24 protein-coding genes and 5 pseudogenes are annotated in these 22,441 nt (G+C 66.1%); 13 read left to right on the top strand and 16 right to left on the bottom strand.

Annotation, left to right across the window (positions count from 1 at the left end; translation table 11 throughout):
- The 4 genes and pseudogenes from CA951_RS42530 to CA951_RS44855 all read right to left on the bottom strand — a co-directional run.
- The coding region (locus CA951_RS42530; protein WP_256974335.1) for a transposase at positions 1-384 on the bottom strand (384 nt) is incomplete at its 3' end.
- Between the two features lie 85 nt (positions 385-469).
- On the bottom strand, positions 470-748 hold the full coding sequence (locus CA951_RS44865) for a transposase (RefSeq protein ID WP_256974334.1): 279 nt from the start codon (positions 746-748) through the stop codon (positions 470-472).
- Between the two features lie 64 nt (positions 749-812).
- Positions 813-899, bottom strand: a pseudogene (locus CA951_RS44860) (hypothetical protein); the annotation flags it as partial.
- Between the two features lie 83 nt (positions 900-982).
- Positions 983-1,474, bottom strand: a complete 492-nt coding sequence (locus CA951_RS44855; RefSeq protein WP_373415116.1) for a transposase — start codon at positions 1,472-1,474, stop codon at positions 983-985.
- Positions 1,475-1,981: 507 nt separating this feature from the next.
- On the opposite strand from CA951_RS44855, the gene CA951_RS42520 reads away from it, so the two are divergent.
- From CA951_RS42520 to CA951_RS42480, 9 genes are all read left to right on the top strand, one after another.
- Positions 1,982-3,169 (top strand): IS110 family transposase, encoded by a 1,188-nt coding sequence (locus tag CA951_RS42520; RefSeq protein WP_087562528.1) that lies wholly within the window; start codon positions 1,982-1,984, stop codon positions 3,167-3,169.
- Positions 3,170-3,354: 185 nt separating this feature from the next.
- Positions 3,355-3,579, top strand: coding sequence for a hypothetical protein (locus tag CA951_RS43765; protein ID WP_179220539.1), 225 nt, complete (start codon positions 3,355-3,357; stop codon positions 3,577-3,579).
- 329 nt (positions 3,580-3,908) lie between these two features.
- Positions 3,909-4,370: an SRPBCC family protein gene (locus tag CA951_RS42510; protein WP_087562526.1), complete on the top strand. Its 462-nt coding sequence runs from the start codon at positions 3,909-3,911 to the stop codon at positions 4,368-4,370.
- A 12-nt stretch (positions 4,371-4,382) separates the two neighbouring features.
- Positions 4,383-4,748: a nuclear transport factor 2 family protein gene (locus CA951_RS42505; protein ID WP_087562525.1), complete on the top strand. Its 366-nt coding sequence runs from the start codon at positions 4,383-4,385 to the stop codon at positions 4,746-4,748.
- Positions 4,741-5,496 (top strand): glucose 1-dehydrogenase, encoded by a 756-nt coding sequence (locus tag CA951_RS42500; protein ID WP_087562524.1) that lies wholly within the window; start codon positions 4,741-4,743, stop codon positions 5,494-5,496. Before CA951_RS42505 ends, CA951_RS42500 begins: the two co-directional genes overlap by 8 nt.
- 24 nt (positions 5,497-5,520) lie before the next feature.
- Positions 5,521-6,267, top strand: a complete 747-nt coding sequence (locus CA951_RS42495) for an SDR family NAD(P)-dependent oxidoreductase (protein ID WP_087562523.1) — start codon at positions 5,521-5,523, stop codon at positions 6,265-6,267.
- A 112-nt stretch (positions 6,268-6,379) separates the two neighbouring features.
- Entirely contained in the window at positions 6,380-6,700 is a 321-nt protein-coding gene (locus CA951_RS42490) for a hypothetical protein (protein ID WP_087562522.1), read from the top strand.
- Positions 6,655-7,311 carry a zinc-binding dehydrogenase gene (locus CA951_RS42485; protein WP_256974333.1) on the top strand — a complete coding sequence of 219 codons (657 nt, stop codon included), beginning with the start codon at positions 6,655-6,657 and terminating at the stop codon, positions 7,309-7,311. The genes CA951_RS42490 and CA951_RS42485 overlap by 46 nt, the downstream gene beginning before the upstream one ends.
- A gap of 102 nt (positions 7,312-7,413) precedes the next feature.
- Positions 7,414-8,334, top strand: coding sequence for a VOC family protein (locus tag CA951_RS42480; RefSeq protein WP_087562521.1), 921 nt, complete (start codon positions 7,414-7,416; stop codon positions 8,332-8,334).
- A 203-nt stretch (positions 8,335-8,537) separates the two neighbouring features.
- On the opposite strand, the gene CA951_RS44850 is transcribed toward CA951_RS42480, so the two are convergent.
- The 7 genes and pseudogenes from CA951_RS44850 to CA951_RS42445 all read right to left on the bottom strand — a co-directional run bounded on the left by CA951_RS44850 (position 8,538) and on the right by CA951_RS42445 (position 13,092).
- Positions 8,538-9,092, bottom strand: a complete 555-nt coding sequence (locus tag CA951_RS44850; protein WP_256974332.1) for an LLM class flavin-dependent oxidoreductase — start codon at positions 9,090-9,092, stop codon at positions 8,538-8,540.
- A 249-nt stretch (positions 9,093-9,341) separates the two neighbouring features.
- Positions 9,342-9,515 carry a pirin-like C-terminal cupin domain-containing protein gene (locus CA951_RS43760; protein WP_179220538.1) on the bottom strand — a complete coding sequence of 58 codons (174 nt, stop codon included), beginning with the start codon at positions 9,513-9,515 and terminating at the stop codon, positions 9,342-9,344.
- Between the two features lie 41 nt (positions 9,516-9,556).
- Positions 9,557-10,474: an IS3 family transposase gene (locus CA951_RS42465; protein WP_087560534.1), complete on the bottom strand. Its 918-nt coding sequence runs from the start codon at positions 10,472-10,474 to the stop codon at positions 9,557-9,559.
- Positions 10,474-10,797, bottom strand: a complete 324-nt coding sequence (locus tag CA951_RS42460; protein WP_087560533.1) for a transposase — start codon at positions 10,795-10,797, stop codon at positions 10,474-10,476. Before CA951_RS42460 ends, CA951_RS42465 begins: the two co-directional genes overlap by 1 nt.
- Positions 10,734-11,321 carry a hypothetical protein gene (locus CA951_RS42455; protein WP_143543235.1) on the bottom strand — a complete coding sequence of 196 codons (588 nt, stop codon included), beginning with the start codon at positions 11,319-11,321 and terminating at the stop codon, positions 10,734-10,736. Before CA951_RS42455 ends, CA951_RS42460 begins: the two co-directional genes overlap by 64 nt.
- Complete coding sequence (locus tag CA951_RS44845) at positions 11,318-11,527, bottom strand: hypothetical protein (protein WP_256974330.1); 210 nt, start codon at positions 11,525-11,527, stop codon at positions 11,318-11,320. Before CA951_RS44845 ends, CA951_RS42455 begins: the two co-directional genes overlap by 4 nt.
- 575 nt (positions 11,528-12,102) lie before the next feature.
- Positions 12,103-13,092, bottom strand: a pseudogene (locus tag CA951_RS42445) (ERCC4 domain-containing protein).
- 646 nt (positions 13,093-13,738) lie between these two features.
- Between CA951_RS42445 and CA951_RS42440 the strand changes: the two are divergent.
- Complete coding sequence (locus CA951_RS42440) at positions 13,739-13,930, top strand: hypothetical protein (protein WP_143543234.1); 192 nt, start codon at positions 13,739-13,741, stop codon at positions 13,928-13,930.
- A 111-nt stretch (positions 13,931-14,041) separates the two neighbouring features.
- On the opposite strand, the pseudogene CA951_RS42435 reads toward CA951_RS42440, so the two are convergent.
- Positions 14,042-15,202 (bottom strand): annotated as a pseudogene (locus tag CA951_RS42435) (RNB domain-containing ribonuclease).
- Between the two features lie 464 nt (positions 15,203-15,666).
- Between CA951_RS42435 and CA951_RS42430 the strand changes: the two are divergent.
- On the top strand, positions 15,667-16,839 hold the full coding sequence (locus CA951_RS42430; protein ID WP_087562517.1) for an ATP-binding protein: 1,173 nt from the start codon (positions 15,667-15,669) through the stop codon (positions 16,837-16,839).
- A gap of 240 nt (positions 16,840-17,079) precedes the next feature.
- Positions 17,080-17,967 (top strand): hypothetical protein, encoded by an 888-nt coding sequence (locus CA951_RS42425; RefSeq protein ID WP_087562516.1) that lies wholly within the window; start codon positions 17,080-17,082, stop codon positions 17,965-17,967.
- Positions 17,968-18,068: 101 nt separating this feature from the next.
- On the opposite strand, the gene CA951_RS44840 is transcribed toward CA951_RS42425, so the two are convergent.
- Positions 18,069-18,191: a hypothetical protein gene (locus tag CA951_RS44840; protein WP_256974329.1), complete on the bottom strand. Its 123-nt coding sequence runs from the start codon at positions 18,189-18,191 to the stop codon at positions 18,069-18,071.
- Positions 18,192-18,323: 132 nt separating this feature from the next.
- Between CA951_RS44840 and CA951_RS42420 the strand changes: the two are divergent.
- Positions 18,324-18,816 (top strand): annotated as a pseudogene (locus CA951_RS42420) (helicase associated domain-containing protein).
- A 192-nt stretch (positions 18,817-19,008) separates the two neighbouring features.
- Here CA951_RS42420 and CA951_RS42415 read toward each other — a convergent pair.
- The 3 genes and pseudogenes from CA951_RS42415 to CA951_RS42405 all read right to left on the bottom strand — a co-directional run bounded on the left by CA951_RS42415 (position 19,009) and on the right by CA951_RS42405 (position 22,295).
- The gene (locus tag CA951_RS42415; RefSeq protein WP_087562515.1) at positions 19,009-19,806 is read right to left on the bottom strand and encodes a hypothetical protein; all 798 of its coding nucleotides are present in this window, start codon (positions 19,804-19,806) and stop codon (positions 19,009-19,011) included.
- Positions 19,806-20,723: pseudogene (locus tag CA951_RS42410) on the bottom strand (hypothetical protein); the annotation flags it as partial. The gene CA951_RS42415 and the pseudogene CA951_RS42410, both read right to left, overlap by 1 nt.
- A gap of 174 nt (positions 20,724-20,897) precedes the next feature.
- A complete protein-coding gene (locus CA951_RS42405) occupies positions 20,898-22,295 on the bottom strand; it encodes an IS1380 family transposase (protein ID WP_087562514.1) in 1,398 nt (465 codons plus the stop codon).
- Between the last annotated feature and the right edge of the window lie 146 nt (positions 22,296-22,441).

The following is a 22,441-nucleotide window of genomic DNA, read 5'->3' as shown; positions in this document are numbered from 1 at the left end:
GTTCGCGGATCTCACGCACCGGTGGCGGGGCGATCCAGGCCTCGGGCGACGATGCATCCGCAGCAGGTCCGCCAGGTCACCGGCGTCACGCACGTCGTTCTTCACTCGTCGGTACCGAAATCCCTTGACACCCAATGGGTGTGCCAGGTGGACCGTGGCGCCTGCCGCTTCGAGTGCGTCGACGGCCCAGTACCAGCCGTACGTCGCCTCGAGCACTACCTCCGGATTCGGGCCGGCTTTCTCGATCTGTAATCCCAACGCCACCGGATCGTTGACGATCCGCACCGCCGACAACTGTTCACCCTCCGCCGTCTGGCGGACGATCACCGACCGTTGCCGGTGCAGATCGATACCGATGACCTGGTTTCCGTCATACTCGTTCATAGGGGCTCCTCCATCTTGTTGAGGTGACACCCCCAGCATTCGCCGGGAATTACGAGAGCGGGGGAGGCCCCGCTCCTACATCGCATCAAGCCGCGCTGGCGGGTTCATTTGTGTGTTGCTGGTGGCTGCGTTTTTCGTCCGCGAGCATGATGCGCCAGACGTGATCGGAGAGGTGCCGTTTGAGGGCGCGTCTGGCGGCTGCGGGTTTTCTGCCCTCGACGATCTTCTTGTCGTAATAGGCGCGCCCGGCACTGGCGGGCATCCGGATCTGAACCACGGCGACGGTGTAGAGCGCGCTGTTGAGCTGTCGGTCGCCGTAGCGGGAGAGCCGGTGCCGGTCGGTGTCGGCGCTGGCGATCTGCACCGGGTGCCGACCCGTTGTAGTTCGCGTAGGCCGCCGCGGTCGGGAAGCGATCTGGCCGGCCGGTGCGGCCGATCAGCCGCGCCGCAGTCACCGCACCAATCCCATCGACCTCGCGCAGGCGGGTACCGTGCTCGTCGAGCGATCGGGCCATCTGCTTCTCGTTCGACGCGAGCTGGTCGTCGAGGCGTCGGATGTCGGCGATCAGATCCCGACACAGCCCCACCCGCATCCGATCTACAGGGCTCTTGCGCGGAAGCCCCGCAACAGAGCGGCCGCAGCAGCAGCGGTCAGCGAGGTCGGAGCACCCCCGGCAAGCAGCTGTCGCAGCAGCGCGTGCAACTGATTCGCAGCACGAGTTCTGCTGTTGGACATATTGGTTCGACGTTCATCGCGGAGTGCGAGAATCTCGGCGGGACCCTCCGGGTCGACCCGGCGGGCGTCGCCCTGCATGGCGACCACACATGCCGCCGCGGCCGCGTCGATGCGGTCGTTCTTGCGGCGTCCGCCGCGGGAGAGTTCCCGGACCCGGGCGGTGGCGGTGGTCGGAACGCCGAGGGTGACCTCCCCGAGGACGAGCAGCCACTGCGCCAGGTGATGGCCGAGACCGTAGGCGTTCTCGACCGCCCAGGTGCGGTGTGGCTGGACTTGTGGGGATCGATACCGATGACGATCGTGGAAGACGGTTCCCTTCGCTGTCGGGCCTGGGGGGGATCCGCGGAGGACAATCCGACTTCCAGTACTTGCTCACAGCAGCTTGCGGTCACGCCTCTCTTCAGTCACTCCGCGCACGCAGACCGAAAGGGTTCGACACACCCAGGCAGGGTCAACCCGACCATCCGGGCGACAGGAATTACACGAGTCAGCCCTTCCGGTCTGCTACGGAACGCTAGGGTAGCTAACCCGATCACGACCGCTGACACTCATACAAGCTAGTCAGGGGCTCCGCCCCTCCGTGGGGACAGGGAAAATCGGTGCGGAAGTCGCCTCCCGAGCACCTGGGCAGCGTTGGCGTACGTAGCGCACACTTCGGGTGTGTGTTTCGTCTCGACCCCGACCGACTTTGGTGCCAGTGAGCCTGCATATAAGCATGGTGGCGGAGGGGATGCTCCTTACCACGGGAACCGTGGATTGTTGCCGTCGAGCACGAGTGTCAGATTCCAACTTTCTCCCGCCCTCCGGCGAGACACACACCCACACAGTCGAATGCGGGCCGATCTGATGAGGTGAAGCGCAATGGATGTGGTGTACCCGCGATGCGCGGGCATCGATATCTCCAAGAAGGATGCCAAGGTGTCTGTTCGCATCCAAGGCAGCGGACGGAAGCGCGCGGCGAGCACCGTGACGACATGGGGGTCGACAACGAACCAGGTACTGGCGCTGCGCGAGTTTCTACTCGACAACAACGTGACAGTCGTCGTCATGGAGGCCACCGGCGACTACTGGCGACCCTTCTACTACCCGTTGGACGAACGACTCGAGGTGCTACTCGTGAACGCGCAGGCAGTGAAGACGGTTCCGGGACGCAAATCCGACGTCTCCGACGCGGCATGGTTGGCCGATCTGGGTGCGCACGGACTGGTGCGGGGCTCGTTCGTGCCACCCCGCCCGATTCGGGCCCTCCGAGTACTGACGAGAACGCGCACCATGATCACGCGCGAACGCAGCCGTGAAGTTCTCCGGCTCGAGAAGCTCCTCGAGGACTCGGGAATCAAGCTTTCCTCGGTCGCCTCCGACCTCACCGGGGTATCGAGCAGGCTCATGCTCGATGCACTCAACGCCGGCGAAAGCGATCCCGCTGTGTTGGCCGATCTCGCCACCGCCGGGCTGCGGAAGAAGATTCCCGCCCTCACCGAAGCTTTGACCGGCGAGTTCACCGACCATCACCGGTTCATGGCCCGGTTGTTGCTGGATCGGATCGACGCCATCTCCGGCGATATCGCACGTCTTGATGCCCGCATCGGAGAAGCGATGGAACCATTTCGGGGTGCCCATGACTTGTTGGTGACCATCCCCGGTTTCAGCAACAAAGTGGCCGACGTCTTCATCGCCGAGACCGGAGGCGATATGGGGGTGTTTCCCTCTGCTGGACACCTCGCCTCCTGGGCGGGAACGAGCCCCGGAATGCACGAATCTGCCGGTCGATCGAGATCGAGCAAGACCCGGCCGGGCAACGCCTACCTCAAGGGCGCGCTCGGTGTCGTCGCAATGTCATCCACGCGCTCCAAGGGCACCTACTTCTCGGCGAAGTACCGTCGCATCGCGGCCCGGCGGGGAGCATCACGCGCACTGGTCGCGGTCGAGCACGCGATGCTCGTCGCGGCATGGAACATGCTCACCAATGGTGACCTGTATCGAGACCCCGGCGCTGACTACTTCGCCAACCGGACCCCGACCAAAACCAAGGACCGAGCGATCCGATAGCTACAGGCTCTCGGGTATCACGTCACCATTGCCTGACAGAACTCGCCAGCAACCAACATCTGACATCGACGGAAGCTCGCCGAAGAACCTTCGAGGGCTTTCGCTGTTCCGCGTTGCAAGGAAACTCCCGATACAACCAGTCACCTCCTGTGGTCGCCTTCATTTTCGTATCAGTCGGGATTTACATGACCGCTGACATCGAATGCGCGAACCCGACCCGCCTGGTTGAGTTCGGCGTCGATGAGCCCTTCCTCCTGAAGCATGCGAAACGCCTTCCGGATAGCGGCTCGGGGCTGATGCCGAAAACCCGAGCGAGTTCCGCCTGCCTGAGCGAGGTTCCGGGCGGGAGCGTGCTGTCGAGAATCAGTGCACGCAAGTGCTTGTGCAGCTCAATCGTCGTGGTCCGATGACTCGTGAACACCGGGTGGGGGATCCCGTCCAGTGACGCTGTCGCATCCGCGCGCCTGCTCATCGACCGTCTCCTCCGTTGCGTCCTCGAAGCAACCAACCCCGATCCTAAAGTGACTGACACTTTTCTGTCCGATTAGGCCTATTCGCCGAGGATGGAACATCGGAATTTCCCAGTATGCAGGTCGAAACTGCGACTATTCGCCTCGAAGATGGCTGGAAAGACTTGGAAGGTGACCCTTGACACACGCTAAAGTGTCTAACACTATGGAGGCGAGCGCAGAGTTCGCTTCCCCTCTCCCACACTTCACAGTTCCGAAAAGAGGCCACCATGATCGACGTGACCAAGACGCTCGCGGTGAACACCCCCGACGCCATCGAATTGACTGTCGACGACCTGTGGGACGGTCTGGTGATGAAGGCGGAGAACCCGCTGCCGTTCGTCCGCTCCATCACCGAGTGCACCGTTGCCGAGCGGTTCGACGGTGGTCTCGTCCGAGACGTCGTGCACGCCGGGGACCAGGTCCGTGAGGTGGTCACCTTCTACCCCAAGAAGCGCGTGCACTTCGTGCGCACCCGCGGCAAGGCGAAGGGCACGATCGACAACGAGATCACGTTCGCCAAGGACGGCGGCCTGCTGCTGACGTTCACCTTCCGCATTCAGATCGACGGAGTCGAGGCCGGCAGCGAAGCGGAAGCAGAGTTCGCCAAGCACATGGAAGCGGACTACCTCGATGCGGTCGAGACCACCTTGGAAGCGGTGCGCGCGCGTGTGTCCGCCCAGCCGGTTTAGGAGGCCGTAAGCATGACCGCAACCACTCAGTCCGTCGCCGAGGTCTTCGCGATCATCGATTCCCTCGATGTCCCGGCATTTGCACGGCTGTTCGCCGACAACGGCAAACTCGTCTTCGCCAACGGTGACTCCCTCATCGGACCGGCCGAGATCGAGGAGGGCACCTCCGCGTTCTTCGCGACCATCGCCGGCTTGCATCACACGATCGTCAACGAGTGGATCGTCGACGACACCACCATCGTCGAATTGGACGTCACCTACGACCGTCTCGACGGCAATACCGCCCGCATCCCCGTGGTCACCATCTGGCACCGCGCACCCGACGGTCTCATCGACGACTACCGGGTCCACTTCGATTTGGCGCCCGTCTATGCCTGACCTCACCGGAAAAGTCGCCCTCGTCACCGGCGCCGGTGGCGGCATCGGCCGCGCCTGCGTCAACGCCTTCATCGCCGCCGGTGCCTCCGTGGTGGTCGCCGACCGCGACAACCGAGCAGGCAAGGCCACCGTCGACGGCCTTCCCCCCGACAGCCCCGCGGTCTTCGTGGAAACCGATGTCACCGACGCCGACTCCGTCCGCGCCGCGGTTGCCGCCGCCGTCGGCACCTTCGGCGGTCTGCACATCGCCCATAACAACGCCGGCGTCGAAGCCGCGGGCCGCGCGGTCGCGGACATGACCGATACGGACTGGCACCGGGTCATCGACGTCAACCTCACCGGTGTGTGGCAGTGCATGCGGGCGCAGATTCCAGCCATGCTCGACTCCGGTGGTGGGTCGATCGTCAACACCTCCTCGGCGCTCGGCCTGGTGGCCTTGCCGAATCAGGCGTCGTACGTCGCGTCCAAGCACGGCGTCATCGGCCTGACCAAGGCCGCGGCCCTCGAGTACTCCGCCGCCGGTGTCCGCGTCAACGCGGTGTGCCCGGGCGTGGTCCGCACCGCGATGATCGAAGAGGTCGCCGCCACCGACGACACCTTCATGGACAAGATGCACGCCATGCACGCGATCGGACGGATCGCCGAAGTAGACGAGATCGCGGACGCCGTCCTGTGGCTGGCCTCCCCGGCGTCGTCGTTCGTCACCGGAACCGCCTTGAGCGTCGACGGCGCCTACACCGCCAGCTGACACTCCCATTTGACAGGACAAACTATGTACTCACTCGACGGCAAGGTCGCCATGGTCACCGGAGCCGCCCGCGGAATCGGCGCGGCATCGGCACAGGCGTTGGCCGTGAACGGAGCGGCCGTGGTGATCTGCGATCTCCTCGACGACGCAGCCGAGGAAACAGTCGCCGCCATCACCGACAAGGGCGGACGCGCCTCCTACTTCCGCACGGACGTCTCCGATTCCGCATCAGTGCAGTCCGCGATCCGCCACGCCGAGGACACCTTCGGCCCACTCGACATCGCCCACAACAACGCCGGAACCTTCCACGCCGCGCCGTTGGCGGACCTCGCCGACGCCGACTGGGCCCGGGTCATCAACGTCAACCTGACCGGCGTCTTCCTCTGCATGAAGTACCAACTGAAATCGATGGTCCCCCGCAGAACCGGCGCGATCGTCAACACCGCCTCGGTGTGGTCGATGGCCGGCGCCCCCACCCAGGCCGCCTACGCGGCCAGCAAACACGGGGTCGTCGGCCTGACCAAGACCGCAGCCCTCGACTACGGCGCCGCCGGGGTCCGCATCAACGCCGTCGCCCCCGGCCCGATCGCCACCGCGATGACCGCCGCGGTCCCCACCGACGTCATGAACAGCATCGTCGGTCGCACCGCGGCCGGCCGGTACGGGCAACCCGACGAGGTCGGTCAGGCCGTCGCCTGGCTCTGCTCGGACCAGGCCTCATACGTCAACGGCGCCGTCCTGCCGGTCGACGGCGGATGGCTGGCCAGCTGACGCCACCCGCGGTTCGTCACTCCCACGGTCTGCGGTTCCCCGCGCCATGCCGCTCATGCAGCCGCGCCCAGCAACACAAGAACATCGAGCCCCCCAAAGAAGGCACGAAAACATGACTTCAACAACCTGGTCACTGGTCCAATACAGCACCGGTGGTGACGAGGTGCGCCTCGGCTTCAGCGCCGACGGACTGGTCCGCTCCGCCCCCGCCGACCTCGCCGGACTCGACACCATGGCGGTTCTCCGGGACTGGTCACGGTACAAGGTCCTGCTGACCGACCTCGACGTCGACGCACTTCCCGTCGTCGAAGACGCCACCCTCCTCGCCCCCCTGACCTACCCGAACACGGTGCTGTGCGCGGGCGTCAAGGCGCCTACGCGCAATTCGTGGCGGTCCCGGCAACGAACGTGTTCCCGGTCCCGGCCGACATGAGTCCCGTCGACGCCGTCGCCGTGGCACTCGCCGGCGCGGTCGCGATGAACCAGCTCACCCGTGCCGGTTTCGCTGAGGGNCAACGGGTAATCGTGCAGGGCGCCACCTCCGCGCTCGGCTCAACCACCGCGCTACTGGCGCGGCACCTCGGGGCCCAGGTGATCGTCAGTTCCAGGGACTCGTNCAAACGAGAGCGTCTACGGCAGTTGGGCTTCGACAGCGTGCTGGACTCGGCGTCGGAGTCGTTCGTGGGCGACGCACGCACTGCGTTCCGCGGGCATGGCGCGAACATTGTGATCGACAACCTGGGCGACCCGGTGCTGTGGTCGAAGGGGATGGACACCCTGGCTCCGGGCGGGGCGATGGTCAGCTCCGGCGCGTTCCTCGGCCACCAGGTGGGGGTCAATCTCCAACGGCTCTACTCGCAGGGCCAGCGCATCATCGGGGTCCGCACCGGAAACCATGCCGCCGCCGTCCGACTGTGGGACGAGGTCGGCAAGGGCTTCCGCAGCGTGATCGACCGCACGTTTCCGCTCACCTCTGCCGCCGAAGCCCACCGATACGTCGAATCCAGCTCCAACGTCGGCAGGGTCGCGCTCCTCGTCGACTGACAACCGCCCCCGGCCCGGAAACCTCGCAGTCCCGGGCCCGGACAACTTCTCCCCGAATGCAACACCCAGCGCCAGGGGAACCCCGAAGGAAGGAAGATCTCCATGACCACCTCGCCCAACACCGGTGGGGTCGAGCCTGCCGCCCGAGTGTCCAAACTCGGCTACGTCACCTTCGACACTCCCGATGTCGAACGCATGGTGTGGTACTACACCCAAGTCCTCGATTTCGAGGTGGTCGCACAGACCGCCGACGAGGCCTTTCTCACCACCGGCGCCGATCACCACTGCATCGTCATCAAGAAGGGTGAGAAGAAGGCGCGTTCCGCCGTCGGTTACGAAGTCTGGGACTCCCTGTCCGACGCCCAGCAGCGTCTGAAGAACGCCGGATACGAGGTGCAGCGCCGATCCGACATCGCCCCCGGCACCCCGGACGTGGTGGTCATGAAGGAGCCCGGCACCGACGTCGAGCTCCACCTGATCGAGGGGCAGGAACCGAGCGGAGTGGACGGGCGGGCCGTGCTGCGCCCCACCAAACTCGGACATGTCGCCGCGTTCACCCCCGAACTGGACCGGATGCAGAACTTCTACCAAGATCTGCTCGGGTTCAAATGGTCGGACACCATCGGTGACTTCTTCGTGTTCCTGCGCTGCAACGCCGACCACCATGCAGCCAACTTCATGGCCAGCACCAAAAAGGCGGGGATGCACCACATCGCCTACGAAATGCGTGATCCCAACCATCTGATCACCATGGTCGACCACCTCGCCAAGCACGACTTCCGGCTGCACTGGGGACCCGGACGTCACGGACCCGGACATAACCTGTTTACCTACCACAAGGACCCCGACGGCAACACAATCGAACTCTTCACCCAGCTCGACGTCATCCACGACGAGTCCAAGGGCAACTGGGAGCCGCGCCCCTGGCACGAGACCTACCCCCAGTACCCGCGAACCTGGGAAGTCGATGTGGCCACCGTGAACATCTGGGGACCGATCAACGAGCAGGAAATGGACCACTAGACCCGCCGATCATCCGTCGAGGAGGTCCGCCCTCGTCTCGACGGGTCCTCATTTCGGAAGCGCCGCCACCCGTGTCGCGCTCGTCAGTTCTGGCCGAGCGCGACACGGACCGCGGGAACTACCTCCTCGGCAAAAACGGCGATCTGCTGGTCGTACGCGTCGTTCGGCCAGAAACGAGACCGCGTTCATCCCGAAGTCGGTGATCACGGCGACCAGTTGACCGACCCACTGCGAAGCCGATCCCTGGAACGGTGCTTGCGCCTCGGCGCCGTTGATGTTGTACACCTTGCGGATGCTGCCGGGATCTCGTCCGGCCGCGAGCGCGGCGGCGTCGATACGACGGACCGCCTCGCGCAGGCGGTCGAGGGCAGGTAGCTGAGCGACGGTAACCACCCGTCCGCGGCCTGCCCGGTCAACCGGAGCATGCGGGGCCCGTAGGCGCCAAGCCAGATTCCGAGGTGTCGGCTCGGCGTCGGGCCGGGATGGACACCACTGAGGTGGTAGTACTGGCCGTCCACCGGCACCAAGCGTTCACCGCTCCACAGCGCGCGCACCACGCCGACCGCCTCTTCGAGCGCGTCCGCCGCCTCCCGGGGGGATCGGCGTGGGCCGTCCATGGCGACGATCGCGTCCCAGAATGCGCCGGCGCCCAATCCCAGGCGCAGTCGGCCCTCGGTCAGCAGGTCGAGACTGGCGGCGGCCTTGGCGAGAATCGTCGGCGGGCGGAGCGGGAGGGTGGCCACCGTCGGGACGAGCACGATCCCGCTCGGTCTTGGCCGCCAAATATGTCAGTAGCGTCCAGATGTCGTAGAACGCGGACTGATACGGGTGATCCTGGATGGTCACCAGATCGAGTCCGAGGGCTTCCACGGTATGGGTGCGGCTGACCGGACCTTGCGCCGGATCCCACGTCGGATCGATGTTGGCGCCGAACAGTGTCGGCAGCGGAACCGCGGCGCCGGAATCGGTTGATGTCATGGTTTACCTCCGGTCGGCGCCATGTCCGCTCACGGTGCGGTGAGCAGTCCGTGCATCTCTCCGGCACGGTACCGGCTCACCGCGGCCCGGGTGCGTGCTTCACTGCTGAGGCAGAAACCACCGAGCATGAAAGCAGGCTGGTTCAGCGGGACCCCCGAGCCGACCAGGAACCGCGCGCCCCGGGAACTCGCGGTCAGTTCCACCTGAGGTTCCCCCCGAACGGTGGACAAGGGGGTTACATACTTCAGGCGACTGCCGCCTGAAGTGACTTCTCGTAACTGTCGGGGCTTTGCATCCCCACTGCCGAGTGCCGTCGAACAGTGTTGTAGAAGAAGATCCAGCTGTCAACTGCAGCAACGAGATCGGATCTCGTCGCGTAAACGTGCCGATAGTATTCCTCATGCTTGAACGTCGACCAGAACGATTCGGACGGACTGTTGTCCCAGCAGATCCCGGTCGCACCCATCGACCGACGCAACCCGTGCCGGACACACGAGGCCGCGGTCAGGTGGGCAGTGTATTCCCCGCCCCGGTCGGAGTGCAGGATCGTCTCACGACACCACCCACCGCGTACGGCCACGGCCCGATCGATGGCCGTGGTGACCAGCTCGGCACCGATGTGATCAGCAATGCTGTATCCCAACACTTTCCGAGAATGCCCATCCCGAATCGCGCACAAGAACATGTCACCTTCACCGGATGTGAGATAGGTGATGTCGGTGAGCCAGACCGCGTCGAGCCGGCCCTGGTCGAAGTGCCGATCGATCAGATCCGGCGGGAACGACGCCTGCGGATCGACCACCGTCGTCTTGACCTTGAACGTGCGTGGAGAGATGCCCTCCACACCGATCGAGGCCATGATCTTGGCCACCGTCTTCTCGTTCACCACCTCACCGCGTGCGCGCAAGTCGGCTGTGACCCGCGGTGACCCGTAGGTACCCTTCGAATCCTTGTGGATCTCGATGATCTTGACTTCGAGGTCGGCGCGACGCTGCTGCCTCGGCGTCAACACCATGGTCGCCCTGCGTTTGACGTACTGGTAGTAACCGGATGTGGACACTTTCAATAGTCGCGCCATCCGCGTGATCGAGAAGCGCTCACTTTCCGGTGCGGCGGTGCCGGCGGTCTCCGAGATGTCGTCGGGGCCGGCGTACTTCACCATCAGATCGAACCGGGTCGGTTCTTCTGCATCGAGGCAAAGTACGCCGAGGCTTTTACCAGGAAGGCGTTGTCCTTCTCTAGCTCGCCGACCTGCCGTCGCAATCGCAGCAACTCGGCGCGTTCGGCCGCGTCCAGAGGTTTCTCTCCATGGGACTCGGCGGCGGCGATCCTGCGTCGCTCGACTTTGACCCATTCACCCAACAGGCTCTCGTTGAGGCCCAGTTCCCGGGCGACGTCGGCGATGGTGCGACCGGAATCAATCACACGATGGGCAGCCTCGACCTTGTACTCGGCCGTGAACGACCGACGCTTGCGAGGAGGCATACGGACATCCTTTCAGCGGGACCGGCGCCCCGCCAATTCGGTGTCCACTTTCCGGGGGGAACCTCAACCGGCCCGGCGCCGGTCTCGAACACCGCCAGACCCCCGGACCCCCGGACCCCCGGACCCAGCGTTCCTAATCGGTTTCGGTCGCTACCCGTCCGCCACCGTCTACGGTCATCACGAACCCCCGGTGATCCGGGAACGACCGCGAGCTCCACCACGGCGCCCGGGGCCAGGACGACGTCGTAGACGTGCACGGCCGCCGCCTCACGCACCGGCGAGGTCGCCCCGAACAGTTGCCCGGTCACCACCCGGATCTGCACGCCCTCGGCGACGTCGGTCATCGGCAACTCGGCGGGGGTGAAGTGCATGCCGTACGGTTGATCCAGCTCCGACGAGTCCGGCAACCGCACGAAGATCTGCGCCCCGGGACCGATCCGACCGAGGTCTTCGACCACCTCGCCGTGCACGATGCCGGACCCGGCCACCGTCCAGTGCAGGCCACCGGGCTCGATCATGCTCATGTCACCAAGACGCGTACGGCGTGCAGGAAGTCTTCCGGCACGATGTCCTTGCCGAGGAATCCCGCAGCGCTGGCGCGCAGCGCGTTGAAGACGTATTCGTCCAAGCCGTAGTTGGTCAGGATGACGACGTGGGGTCGATGGTCGCCGGCCTTCGAGGCGCAGCGGTCGCCCATCACCGGGTTCCGGCGCGCGGTGCCGGGGGTCACAGGCTCAACGACCCAGTCCGGTGCCGGAGGGTCGTCGCCGTTCCTGCTCAGGACTGCAATTCTTCACCGAAGCATCACTGATCTTGGGGCGTCGAATTACTGTGTACACCAACATCATTCGATGAAATCTCAACGGGATCGGTTTCGCCGGTACACAACCGGCGACGGTCATCCTGCACCGTACTGGCGCCAGTCGATGACGAACTAGATTCGGTTGACCCGGCGTGTGGCTGAACCTGACCACACCTCGGCCTCGCTCCCGCCCTCCTGGTAACGGTCAATACGGACGATGCCCGCCTGAAGAGATTGTGAGCCGGCGGGTCTCGTTGATCGCCTGAATCCGAGTCGAAGATCTGTCACCCGATGTTCCGTTGCGCAGAGTCACCCGTGCACTTCGGCATGGCCAGCAATATGCCACCGCCGGCACGGTGGCGCAGCACTATGCGGTCCGGTCCGCGACAAATCGTCGAGGTTCGCCGGAACGTCAACAGGCCGAACGACTCGAGGCAACCAGCCTCGTCCTCGGCATGCGCCCGAGACGCTCCTCTTCTGTTCGAGTCGGGAATCGGAGGGTCCTACCTCGTGGCGGTGAGGAACGCAGCGGTCACCTCGGCCCGGATCCGGTCCTTGTCCGAGACCGCGAGGCCTTGCGCCCGGGCCCAGGCCCGCACCACCGCCGGGCGCGGTGGTGCCTCCTCCGCGCCGATCGGGCCCATCCGGTTTGTGGATGGGCCCGGCTGCCGCGAACGTCGTTTCCAGTCCGCTGGTGGTGTGCGCGGTGTCGAGTTCGTGCAGGCAGGCCCCGAGCCACCGGTAGGTCCATTCCTGCGCCAGCTGCCGGGTCTCGCAGAACGTCACCGGCACGGTGGGGAACCGGGCCTGCAGCTCCGCGAGAGCCTCGGCGACGGCGGCGCCGCGAACGTGCTCGAGTTGGAACAGTCGGCGGTAGCGGTCCTCGACCACCACCGCCGCGCGTGGCAGCGTGGCCAGCTCCGCGACCGCGTACGTCACCGCCCGGACAGCAGGCTCGCCGCCAGGTCCTCGACCATCCTACGTTCCACCGCCGCGACGACGTCCCCGTGGAGTTGCACCGCGTAGTCGCCCGCGGGAAGCCGGCGGCGGACGGTGCTGGCCTGCTGCTTGCCGAAGGTGTACGGGTACTTCTCCGCGGTGTCGACGACGATCTCGAGCACCCGGCCGTGTGCCCGCGACGCCGGGACGTTCACCGCCGGGCGGGCCTGTTTCGCGGTGCGGGGCGACTGCCAGAAGATCATCTCCCGTCCGCGGGCCCGGGTCAGCACCAGTTGGGACCGGTTCTCCCGGGCCCGAGTCAGGACCAGGTCGATCGCCGCCCCGCGGCGGGTGCACGAGCGCACCGGCAGGCGGTCGAGGATCTCGGCGCCGGCGGGCCAGCCGTCGGCGCGGTGGCAGTACACCTTCGCCTCCCGCGGCCACGGCGATCTGGCCTTGACCACGATCCCGTCCGCGCCGAGCGGCACCCGGACCAGATATGGAAGGGACGAGCCCTCCTCCGGGTTGCGGGCGATGAGGAGGTCATCGGGCATGAGGTCAGGATAACGGCCGGGGTGCGATATGCCCGGCCATCCGCCCGGGTTCCCCCACCCGGGGCGAGGTTCGGTGCGCACCCCCGACGATCGGTGTCCACGATTCCACGCGGCGAGGCCGCCCACCCGATCGAGTGTCTTTCACACCCAGTCCGGGACCACTCTTCTGCCCACTCCCCACCACCGGAGGGTGACGATCATCCTTGTTACCAGCTATTTTGCGGCCCACTCCCCCACTCCCCACACGGTGGCCGACGACGGGCGAAAATCGGGTTTCAGCCCCGCCTGCGGTGATGGACCCGGCGGCGGGGAGCCGAGGACTCTGCGTACGCCGGGGGGAGGTCGGATCGGCGACCGCCCCGACAAGGACACCACCAGCAATAGCCGCGGGTGCAGCACAGGAGAAGCAGCACCCACCCTCACCTGGGGCGACTCGGGCGGCCACCGCCTTTCGCGGCGGCCCGTGTGCCGTTCGCATCGGCTGCCGCACGCCCCCGTGGAATGACCACACACCCTGACCACGACACCAAACCCCCGGGGTGCGATGCCGGACACGCGCACGCCGATGCCCGCGGTAGCGGTGACACCCGCACGATGGGAGGAGCATCACACCCGAGTCCTACAGTGGGAGCCCACCATCAACGCTGTGGGGGGCGACACCATGGCCGGCGTCCTCTACAAAGGGATCACCTGCACCGTCAGCCAGACCAGGTTCGACGCCACCCGGGAGTTGCTGCTGCAGAAACTCGTCGACGGCAAGGCGGCACGGGGTGGCGATGTCGCTGAGCCGCGACGCGCCTGGCATCACCTGTTCGCGGCGATCACCCTCATCGAGTAACCGGTGCACCACAGTTGCCTACAGCTATCGAAAGGATGGGCGTAGGTTCCGGTTGCCGGGTGGGTCACCGCCGGGCATCGCCCTGCCGAATCGGATCGCATCGGATCGGTTTCAGGTGCCGAGTCGAGCCGGGGTGGTCTCGTCGAACAGCGCGTCGACAAGGTGCTCGGCGGCACAGGCTTTCGCGTGGGTCTTCGTATTCCCGCGACCTGTCGCCAGGCGGTCGAGGTATCGAACCTCGCAGGTGAACTCCGGTGCGTGCGGTGGCCCGTCGACCGTGATCTCCCACCGCGGGGGCGGGTTCCGGTGATGGTGGGCGTGGCTGAGCACCCACGCGATCGGGTTCTTCCGGGCCCGCGCCCGCTTCTTCGCCACTACCTCCGATGCCCGCGGGGCGGGCGGTGGCGGTACCGGGCGGTTCCTGGTCGCCGCCGCGACCTCGCCGGGTTCGGTCGAGGGTGCCGCGGTATCGCCGGGTGCGCCGGAACGTTTCGGGTCTGTCAGCGGGGAGTCGGCGTCGGGGTGGCTCTCCCCCGCCGCCGCGGCCCGGACCCACCCCCATGCCGCGTCCTGCTCGGCGCGTTTCTTACTGCCCGCGGTGGCCCACGGCCCGCGCACCGCGCCGATCCGGAATCGGGCCGCGAACACCGGACCGGAAGGTCCTCCGCCGCGCACCACATGGCGATCGCCTCGTTGGCTGCGATCATCAACTCCTGCACAATCACGTACTCCACGGTGCGCTGCGCCTGCGGTATCGCGGTCAGGCCTCCCTCCTCGGTGCTGACCCAGCCGTGGGTGAGGTCGTAGAGTGCGAAGGCACCGGAGCGGCGCCGGGCGGTCAGCAGTACCTGGGCGGCCCGGTGCGCCGCTCGCACCGCCTCGTGCAGCGGATCCTCGGCGGCGAGGATGCGGGGCGATCTCGGCGTGATCGGCCGGCACGCAGCGGCCCGCCGGCACCCACCCGCGGTCGACGACCACGTCGAAGATCGTGCCGTCGGCCGACAGGGCGGCGCGCACCCGCAGCGACGAGCGGTCCGCGTCAGTGGTCAGGGTCGCCGCCCGTTCGGTGTCGCGGCCGAGCATCGGCACCGTTCGGGTGGCCAGATACTTCGATTCACGGCGCAGAAACGCAGTCGCGTCGGCGGCGGACCCGGCCGGCACCACGTCGGCGACCCCGGCGATGTGCACCTCCATCCGCCACCCGACACCGTCAGCAACCTCGGTGACGGCGAACGCATCGTCGCGGTCGAGGGCCCCGGACCGATCCACCATCAACAACGGTCGAGTGTTATCAGACAACACACCATCTCCCTCGTCCTTCCCCGCCACCCGGGCCGGGACCCAGGGACGGACCACCCTTTCATATCTACACCGGGCCCACCGACTCCGGCGTGCATCGACATCCGGACCCCTCGGGTCGCGGTCCGGCGGCCAGGTGCTGCCGTGTCCAGGATTGAGCGGCGGCGCACCGCGGTCCGGCCCGGCGTGTTCGCCCGCCGGCACGGGAGACCGGTGAGGACTGCCCCGACGCTCCGAGCTGGGTTTCCGGAGGCGCGGGACCGGTGGTCCGCCGCGATCCACCCGCCACGAGAACGCTGAAAATGCTGTGAACCAGTCTTGTAGGTCCTCTGGGGTGTGGGCCGCTGGACCTGCCGGAAACCGGCCGGACCTATCGCAGACTATTGCCACTATGGATTTTTATGGGATTTTCCCCATAACTGGCTATAGTTGTCGATATGGATCCTGCGTTGAACCCGTTCAAACCCGGTTCGGGCCTGCGACCCCCGGCGCTGGAGGGCCGCGACCGGGAGCGCCAGGAATTCGATCTGCTCGTCGCCCGCAGCAAGCGAGGCAACTACGACCGCGGGATGGTGCTCTCCGGGCTCCGTGGGGTCGGCAAGACCACCCTGCTCAACAACCTGGCCGAGCACGCCGAGCGGCAGGGATGGTTGGCGATCACCATCGAGGCCCGGCCGAACGAGGCCGGGATCGCCGCGGTCCGCGCCCGCCTCGGCTACGAACTCGCCGTCGGTCTGCGCCGCTTCAGCCGCAAACATCAGCTGCACAAGGTCATCGACGATCTCGTCTCCCTCGCGAGGGGTTTCACCCTCGGTGTCGGCCTGGGCCCGGCCAAGATCGAAATCGCCCTCGGCGGGCGTGCCGCCAGCGGCGACATCGACCTCGACCTCGAGGAATTGGTCGAAGCGATCAGCGACGTCGTGCGCAAGAAGGGTGCCGCGTTCGGACTGTTCATCGACGAAATGCAGGACCTCGACCCCGATCTGCTCGGCGCCCTGCTCGCGGTGCAGCACCGTGCCAGCCAACGTGAATGGCCGTTCTTCGTCATCGGTGCCGGTCTGCCCAGCCTGCCGGCGGTGCTCGCCGACAGTCGCTCCTACGCCGAACGGCAATTCTCCTACCGGACAATCGGCCCGCTCTCCCCGGCCGATGCCGCCGACGCGCTCCGGGTCCCGGTCGAGGCGCACGGGGGTGCGTTCACCCCGGACGCGCTCGAGATCGTCGTCGAAGCCAGCGGCGGTTACCCGTACTTTCTGCAAGAGTTCGGCAAGGCGATCTGGCACACCGCCCCCGCCTCCCCGTTCGATATCGAGGACGCCCACCTCGCGGTCGAGGAGGGCCGTAGAGCACTCGATGACGGGTTCTTCCCGTCTCGGTGGACCCGGGCCACCGATCGGGAGCGCCGGTACCTGCGCGCCATCGCGGAAGCCGGGGAGCCCACTCCTCGGTCCGGGAAGGTCGCCGCAGCCATGGGGGTGGCGACGACCGCGGTCAGCGATGTCCGTGATTCCGCCATCAAGAAGGGGCTTATCTGGTCTCCCGAGCACGGTCGCATCGCGTTCACCGTCCCGGGAATGGCCGACTTCATTCGACGCCAGCCCACCGCCTGATACTCCTACACTCACACGCCATCGGCTCTCCCGGCGCGCGCCGACACACTGCAGAAGAAAAAAGGTGTGTTGCCTGAGAAAACCACCCGAGGCACGGGGAAACGTCCTTCGACAGCAGGCACCCGTACTCGCGAGTGAGCAGTCACCTGTAGTTCACGAGTGAGATGGTGGCCTTGCTTGTGCGCCGGGTCATCCGGGGCCGACCGGCCGAAGCGGTCATCCCCGCTACCCTTTTCGGGTATGGGGATCACCTTCCACGGGCCGAGTCCGTGGCCGCACATCACCCGCGCCATCCGCACGCGCGGACCTCGGCATGGCGCGATCGCCTACCTCGGCGAGGACGCGCCCACTCTGCTGCCGCTGCGTGCCGGGGACGTTCTCGTCGTCAACGCCTCGAGGGCCGCGGTGCGCGCACATGCGACCTCCCCGGCCGCGCTCGCGCACTACGTGGACGCCGGGGTGCGGGTGCTGTCGTCGCCGAATCTGCATGCCAATGTGATTGTCACCGATCGGCGGGCGGTCATCGGTTCCGCCAACGCCTCGTACAGTTCCACCATCGCCGATGAGGCCGTCATCATCACCGACGACCCCGACATTGTCGCCGCCGTGCGGAAGTTCATCGACGGTATCGAGGAGATCACCGAGGCCGACCAGGTGTTTCTCGACAACGCCACCGCTATCTGGCAGATCGGCCGCGCCGTCTCCCTGTCCGGGATCGGCGGCCGCAACCGTGCCGAACCCGAATTCCTGCCCACCCCGGTAACCCGGATGTTCCTGTGGCACATCACTGAATACCAACCCGGCGAGGCGGAAGAACACGAGCGGGCGGCCCACACCAGCCGCCGCACCACGTCCGCGGGGCCGTCGGCGAAGTACCAGCTCGAATGGTTCCGCATCGACACCCCCGGCGGCCGCGGGCGGCTCCAGCGCGGTGACGTCCTGCTCGAGGTCACCGCCGACAACGAATGGCTCTACCCGCCCGCGGTCGTGGACTCCGATCCGATCGCGGTGACCGACGCAGAAGTATGGCTCGCCGACCTCGGGCACCCCAATCCCCGGCTGCGCACCGACCACCGCATCGTCTCAGCCAGCCTGCGAGCCGCGGTGCTCCGACTCTGGAACCTCTGAACCGAGAACCGATCCGCACGTTTCCAGGCTTGACCTGTGAATACGCCATGTCCATGAGGGTGACGGCGTACCGACATCGCCGCCGGCACAGGCTGGAGTGATCAGGCCAGCGCCAGGACGCGGGAGCGCGCTCCTGCACCGGGGGACGGGCCCAGGCCCTCGGCGTGCCGGACCGCGAGCGCGAAGGGTCCCTTCACGCTGGCGATCAGACTTGTGAGTTCCACCGGCTCCCACACCTGCCAAGTTGCAACCCAACACGTGTCGACTTCCGTGACAGATCGTCAAATAGGTTGACATACTTGAGTTAATGACTATCCGGGCAACGCTTGACGGCTTTCACAAAGGATGTGATCTCGATGCGGGCAAACCGGTCCTCAGCCTCACCTCTGCAGCTCTACGCTGCGTTTCGCCGCCATCACCCCCGAATCGTGGTGCCCGTCGACTATGTCACCGAATGCGGTTTTCGACTGGGACTTTGGCAGGACCGCCAACGGGTTGCCCGTATGCTCGGCACCCTTCCGCCCCAACGCATTGCGCAACTCGATGCGATCGGGTTCGTGTGGAGTGATGACGATCTTCCACTTCCTGCCGTGTCACCGGCCCGACGGCAAGCGGCGACGGATGCTTACCGAAATTGCCGCCTACCGCGAAGAGCACGGCGACGCACTCGTTCCCGCGAACTACGTCACCGCCGACGGTGAACAGGTAGGCCAGTGGCTCTACCGGGCGGTGAAGAAGTGGCGAGCCAACGCATTGCCCGACGACGAGAGGCGTCCACTTGCGGCCCTCGGGGTCTCCCCCGGACCACGCCCACGGGGGCCACGAACGTCAGCACAGCCTGTGGGATAAACACCCCACCCTCTTGTCTATGGAGGCAATAGCCGCGCTCGCCCCTCTATCCGGCGGACAGCGGTAGTTGACCCGCTGGGTGGGCAGACCGCTGTCCCCGGCCTGCCACGCCCACGGCGAGGTGAGGAGCACGGTGTCGATCTAGCAGCCCGGTGGACCTGCGGCACGGCCAGCCGACGTAGTGGAGGACCGTTAGATCCAGTCGATGTGGACGGAGTCGATGTGGTCGAAGTGGAATCCGAACTGGTCGCTGTACTTGTCGAACCCCTTGTTCTCGGGGTAGTCGAGGGTGGCGTGCCGTTCGAGCAGTGCCACGACGCGGGCGTGATCGTCATTGGCCAGCGCGGCGGCCAGTTCGCGGGACTCCTCACTGGTGAACGGTGTGTCCGAGTTCGCGAAATCCAAGGTGCGGACCCGGTAGTCGTATCCCTCGTCGGCACCGTTACGGACCATGACACCGCCCTTGACGCGGATGACCGCCTTCTTCGGGGTTCCGTCCAGACGCAACACTCCGGCGCGTTTCATGATGTCCTGCGCCTTCACGGTTTTGAGTTTTTTGCTGGCGTCGGCACGCAGCTCGTTCGTTTCCCCGGACCGGTACCGGGAGACCGCGGAACGGGACCGGCCGATCTTCGCGGCCACGGCATCGACGCCGCCGAGGCGTTCGATCGCGGCACGCCGTTGGGCTCGCTCGAGAACATCGGCATGCGGGATGCGGCCTTGTTGGGCCCACCGGCGCAACGTGCGAGCCGACGGCGGTGTGCGGCCGGCATCGATCGCGGCCTGACGCAGGCCCTCGTTGCCTAGCTCCTTGCGCAGCTGTTTGACCGAGACCTTGCTGGTTAGTCCGGCCAGGCCGCCGCTTTTGACCTGCTTTGATTTTTCGACACCGCTGGTCGCGGCGGTAGCCACGGAGACTTTGAGTCCGTCGAGGCCGACCGCCTCCTGTGCCGGCTTTTTGGTGCGCGGCTTCGGGAGATGCAGGGCCATCAGAGCACCCCTTCCCCTTCGTCTTCGGCGTCCTCATTTTCGGCGAAGGCGGCCTTGATCGCGAGGTTCACGTCGTGAACGTCCTGCGCCGATGTGAAGGCGGATTGGAGGGTGTCGGTGAGGATTACGTCCTTTTCGACCGACATCTTCCCCAGCGCCTCGCTTGCGTCGGCGATGTCCTCACTGTTAGCCAGGAGGTACACCCAGGAGTCGGTGACAGTGCGGACCGGCCAGCGGCCGTGCTCGCGGGCAATCCGCATCGCGACACGGCGGCCGCGCCACCGGCAGTGCGCGATAATCGCCGCCCGCCAGAGCGGTTGGTGGTGATGCTGCATCTGCTTCGCGGTCCACATGTCCGGGTTGACCATTCGCCCGATGTAGCCCTTGTAGCAGGTACCGAGGAACCGCTTCGTCGCGTCGTCGTCGGTATCGACCGCGGTCTTCCGGGCCTCGCGCAGGATTTTGGCCCACTTGTCCAGCGCCCGGCCCTGCTGTGGGTAGACCCAGGCCTCGGTGATGTCGAGGTCGTCGAGGTCGGCGCCGATTCCTCCGTCTGCCACTGGTGAGCACAGCCCGTCGAGGCTGACCGAGCTCACCCAGGTCTGTACCGGTTGGTCCGCGAGCATGTGGGGGTGCGGCAGAGGTAGCTTCTCGGGAAGCGACAAAGTTTGCCCCGCGGGCAGGGTGATCCGCCACAGCCCGAACGGGGCACCCTTCTCCCCCACCGCCGCAGCCGCGGCCTTGTCACCGGTCAGGTGTGTGGGTTGCCCGTAGCCGAATTCGAGCATGCCCGCGGAGGCGAGGTAGGCGGCGCGTTGGTCGATCGAGACCAACCGGTGGGCGTTGTCGAGGTCGTCGGACTCCGGGACGCGTGTCCAGCCGACCGCGGGTTCGAGATCTCCCCGCGGCGGGCCATTAACCTCGATCTTGCATGCGTCTGACGTGTCGCTCTGATCAGATTCGGGTTGGGTGTGTCGGTCGTGGATTCGGTGCTCGGCAACGCGCGTTCGCCCGACGCGGTCGGGTGGTCGTCGGGGTCCAGGGCCCCGAAAGTTGATGTCCTTTCGTCTCGATCGGCGGATTGGTGCTGGTCAGAGGGGGTCGGGGATCGCGTTGAGACGGGCCAATGCGGTGATCAGCAAGTCGATCCAGGGTGCGTGGGCGGACAGTCGCAGGTGCACTTTTCGTGCGTGACGGGCGATGCGGCCAGCGGTCGCGAACAGGCGTAGTCGTAGGCGTTTCGGCTCCCACCGCCTGGCTGGGTCGTCGGTGAGCGCGAGCATCTGCATCCATGCGGTGACCTCGACGGCGAGGGCGACCAGGGCGAGCCAGATCCGATTCTGATCGAAACCGTGCAACGGAAGATTCTCCAGGCCGGTGTCTTTCAGGATGCGGATCCGGTCTTCGCAGCGTGCGCGGCGCCGGTGCCGCAGTTCCAGATCGGGCAATTGTCCACCTTCGGTGTTGGTGACGAACGCGGTCAACCGCAGCCCGTCACGGTCGGTGAAGCGCAGTTGTGCACCGGGGTGTGGGCGTTCCTTGCGGACGATGACCCGCATCCCGTCGGGCCAGCCCGGCAGCTCGACCAGCCCGGTCACCTCGGCGACCCAGGCGCCGTCGCGGGGTTGCCCGTCCGCGTTGTAGGCGGGGATCCAGGCCTGCTCGGAAAGGGCATCGATGGCGGTGACGATGGTGTCGGTCAGACCGAAGCCGATCGAGTACGACAACTTCTGCGTGGTCAGGTAGTCGATGAGGGCATGGGTTCCGCCTGCCGCGTCGGTGCGGATCAGTACCTTGCGTCCGATCCGTCCGCCTTTGGCAGTGAACGGCAACTGCCGCAATGCTTGCCGTATCAGTTCGATGTGGTCGGCGGCGGTGTTGGAGCCGGCGTTGCCCGGTCGCAGCATCATCGCCAACGGCTCTCCCGTGCCGTCCGGTCCGTGGTCGACGAACGCGCACAGCGGGTGGAAACCGAACCCTCTCTTGTAGGTGGCGGCCGCCTTTTCCTTTTCCGAGTGCGCGGTGACCAGGGTGGCGTCGAGGTCGATGATCAGCGGATGCTTGGCGTCGATCTCATGGTCGGGAGCCCGTTCACCGGCGGCGTTCCAGGCGATCCGTCGGGCTGTCGAACGGGCGGAGTTGATTGCCGCCAACGCTTTCGGGGCGTCGGCGGCCAATGCGGCCATCAGTCTCGAGACGGTGGGATCGGACGCCACGCGGCCGAAGACTGCGGGTTCTTCCCTCAGCAGCGCGATATCGGCCAGGCAGTCGCCGCCCAGGGCGAGTGCCATCGTCAGATCGGCGACAATCTTGCCCGGATCGTGGGAGGTCGTCGGCTTACGCCACGGCTCGAGCGCACTCGACAACGCGGTCGTCAGACCGGATTTCTCGGCCGTGCGTAGCAACAACACCGCCCCGGCGTGCGACACGACACCAGTTCCGGCGGGGTCAACGGACAGCGACGGGTACCACGAAGTAGACTTGCCCACCAGAAAGGTGCTCCTCGAACGTAGTGAATATCGGCCCTCAGCAAGCCGTATTCTCCCAGTTCAGAGCACCTTTCTTCATGATCAACACGCGGCCGGGCATGACCTGCGTGAAAGCCCGAGGTTAAGGGGTGGGACCGAGCCGGGTG

The organism is Rhodococcus sp. NCIMB 12038 (assembly GCF_002165735.1).
Lineage (GTDB): Bacteria > Actinomycetota > Actinomycetes > Mycobacteriales > Mycobacteriaceae > Rhodococcus_F.
This window is presented reverse-complemented; position numbering and strand designations above follow the sequence as displayed.

Excerpts from the sequence above, each read along its gene's own strand:
- CA951_RS42490 (WP_087562522.1), top strand. The coding sequence starts at position 6,380 with ATGACTTCAACAACCTGGTCACTGGTCCAATACAGCACCGGTGGTGAC.
- CA951_RS42430 (WP_087562517.1), top strand. The coding sequence starts at position 15,667 with ATGGATCCTGCGTTGAACCCGTTCAAACCCGGTTCGGGCCTGCGACCC.
- CA951_RS42500 (WP_087562524.1), top strand. The coding sequence starts at position 4,741 with ATGCCTGACCTCACCGGAAAAGTCGCCCTCGTCACCGGCGCCGGTGGC.
- CA951_RS42465 (WP_087560534.1), bottom strand. The coding sequence starts at position 10,474 with ATGGTGAAGTACGCCGGCCCCGACGACATCTCGGAGACCGCCGGCACC.
- CA951_RS42460 (WP_087560533.1), bottom strand. The coding sequence starts at position 10,797 with ATGCCTCCTCGCAAGCGTCGGTCGTTCACGGCCGAGTACAAGGTCGAG.
- CA951_RS42510 (WP_087562526.1), top strand. The coding sequence starts at position 3,909 with ATGATCGACGTGACCAAGACGCTCGCGGTGAACACCCCCGACGCCATC.
- CA951_RS42495 (WP_087562523.1), top strand. The coding sequence starts at position 5,521 with ATGTACTCACTCGACGGCAAGGTCGCCATGGTCACCGGAGCCGCCCGC.
- CA951_RS42455 (WP_143543235.1), bottom strand. The coding sequence starts at position 11,321 with ATGAGCATGATCGAGCCCGGTGGCCTGCACTGGACGGTGGCCGGGTCC.
- CA951_RS42505 (WP_087562525.1), top strand. The coding sequence starts at position 4,383 with ATGACCGCAACCACTCAGTCCGTCGCCGAGGTCTTCGCGATCATCGAT.
- CA951_RS42425 (WP_087562516.1), top strand. The coding sequence starts at position 17,080 with ATGGGGATCACCTTCCACGGGCCGAGTCCGTGGCCGCACATCACCCGC.
- CA951_RS43765 (WP_179220539.1), top strand. The coding sequence starts at position 3,355 with ATGACCGCTGACATCGAATGCGCGAACCCGACCCGCCTGGTTGAGTTC.
- CA951_RS42480 (WP_087562521.1), top strand. The coding sequence starts at position 7,414 with ATGACCACCTCGCCCAACACCGGTGGGGTCGAGCCTGCCGCCCGAGTG.
- CA951_RS42520 (WP_087562528.1), top strand. The coding sequence starts at position 1,982 with ATGGATGTGGTGTACCCGCGATGCGCGGGCATCGATATCTCCAAGAAG.
- CA951_RS42415 (WP_087562515.1), bottom strand. The coding sequence starts at position 19,806 with ATGGCCCTGCATCTCCCGAAGCCGCGCACCAAAAAGCCGGCACAGGAG.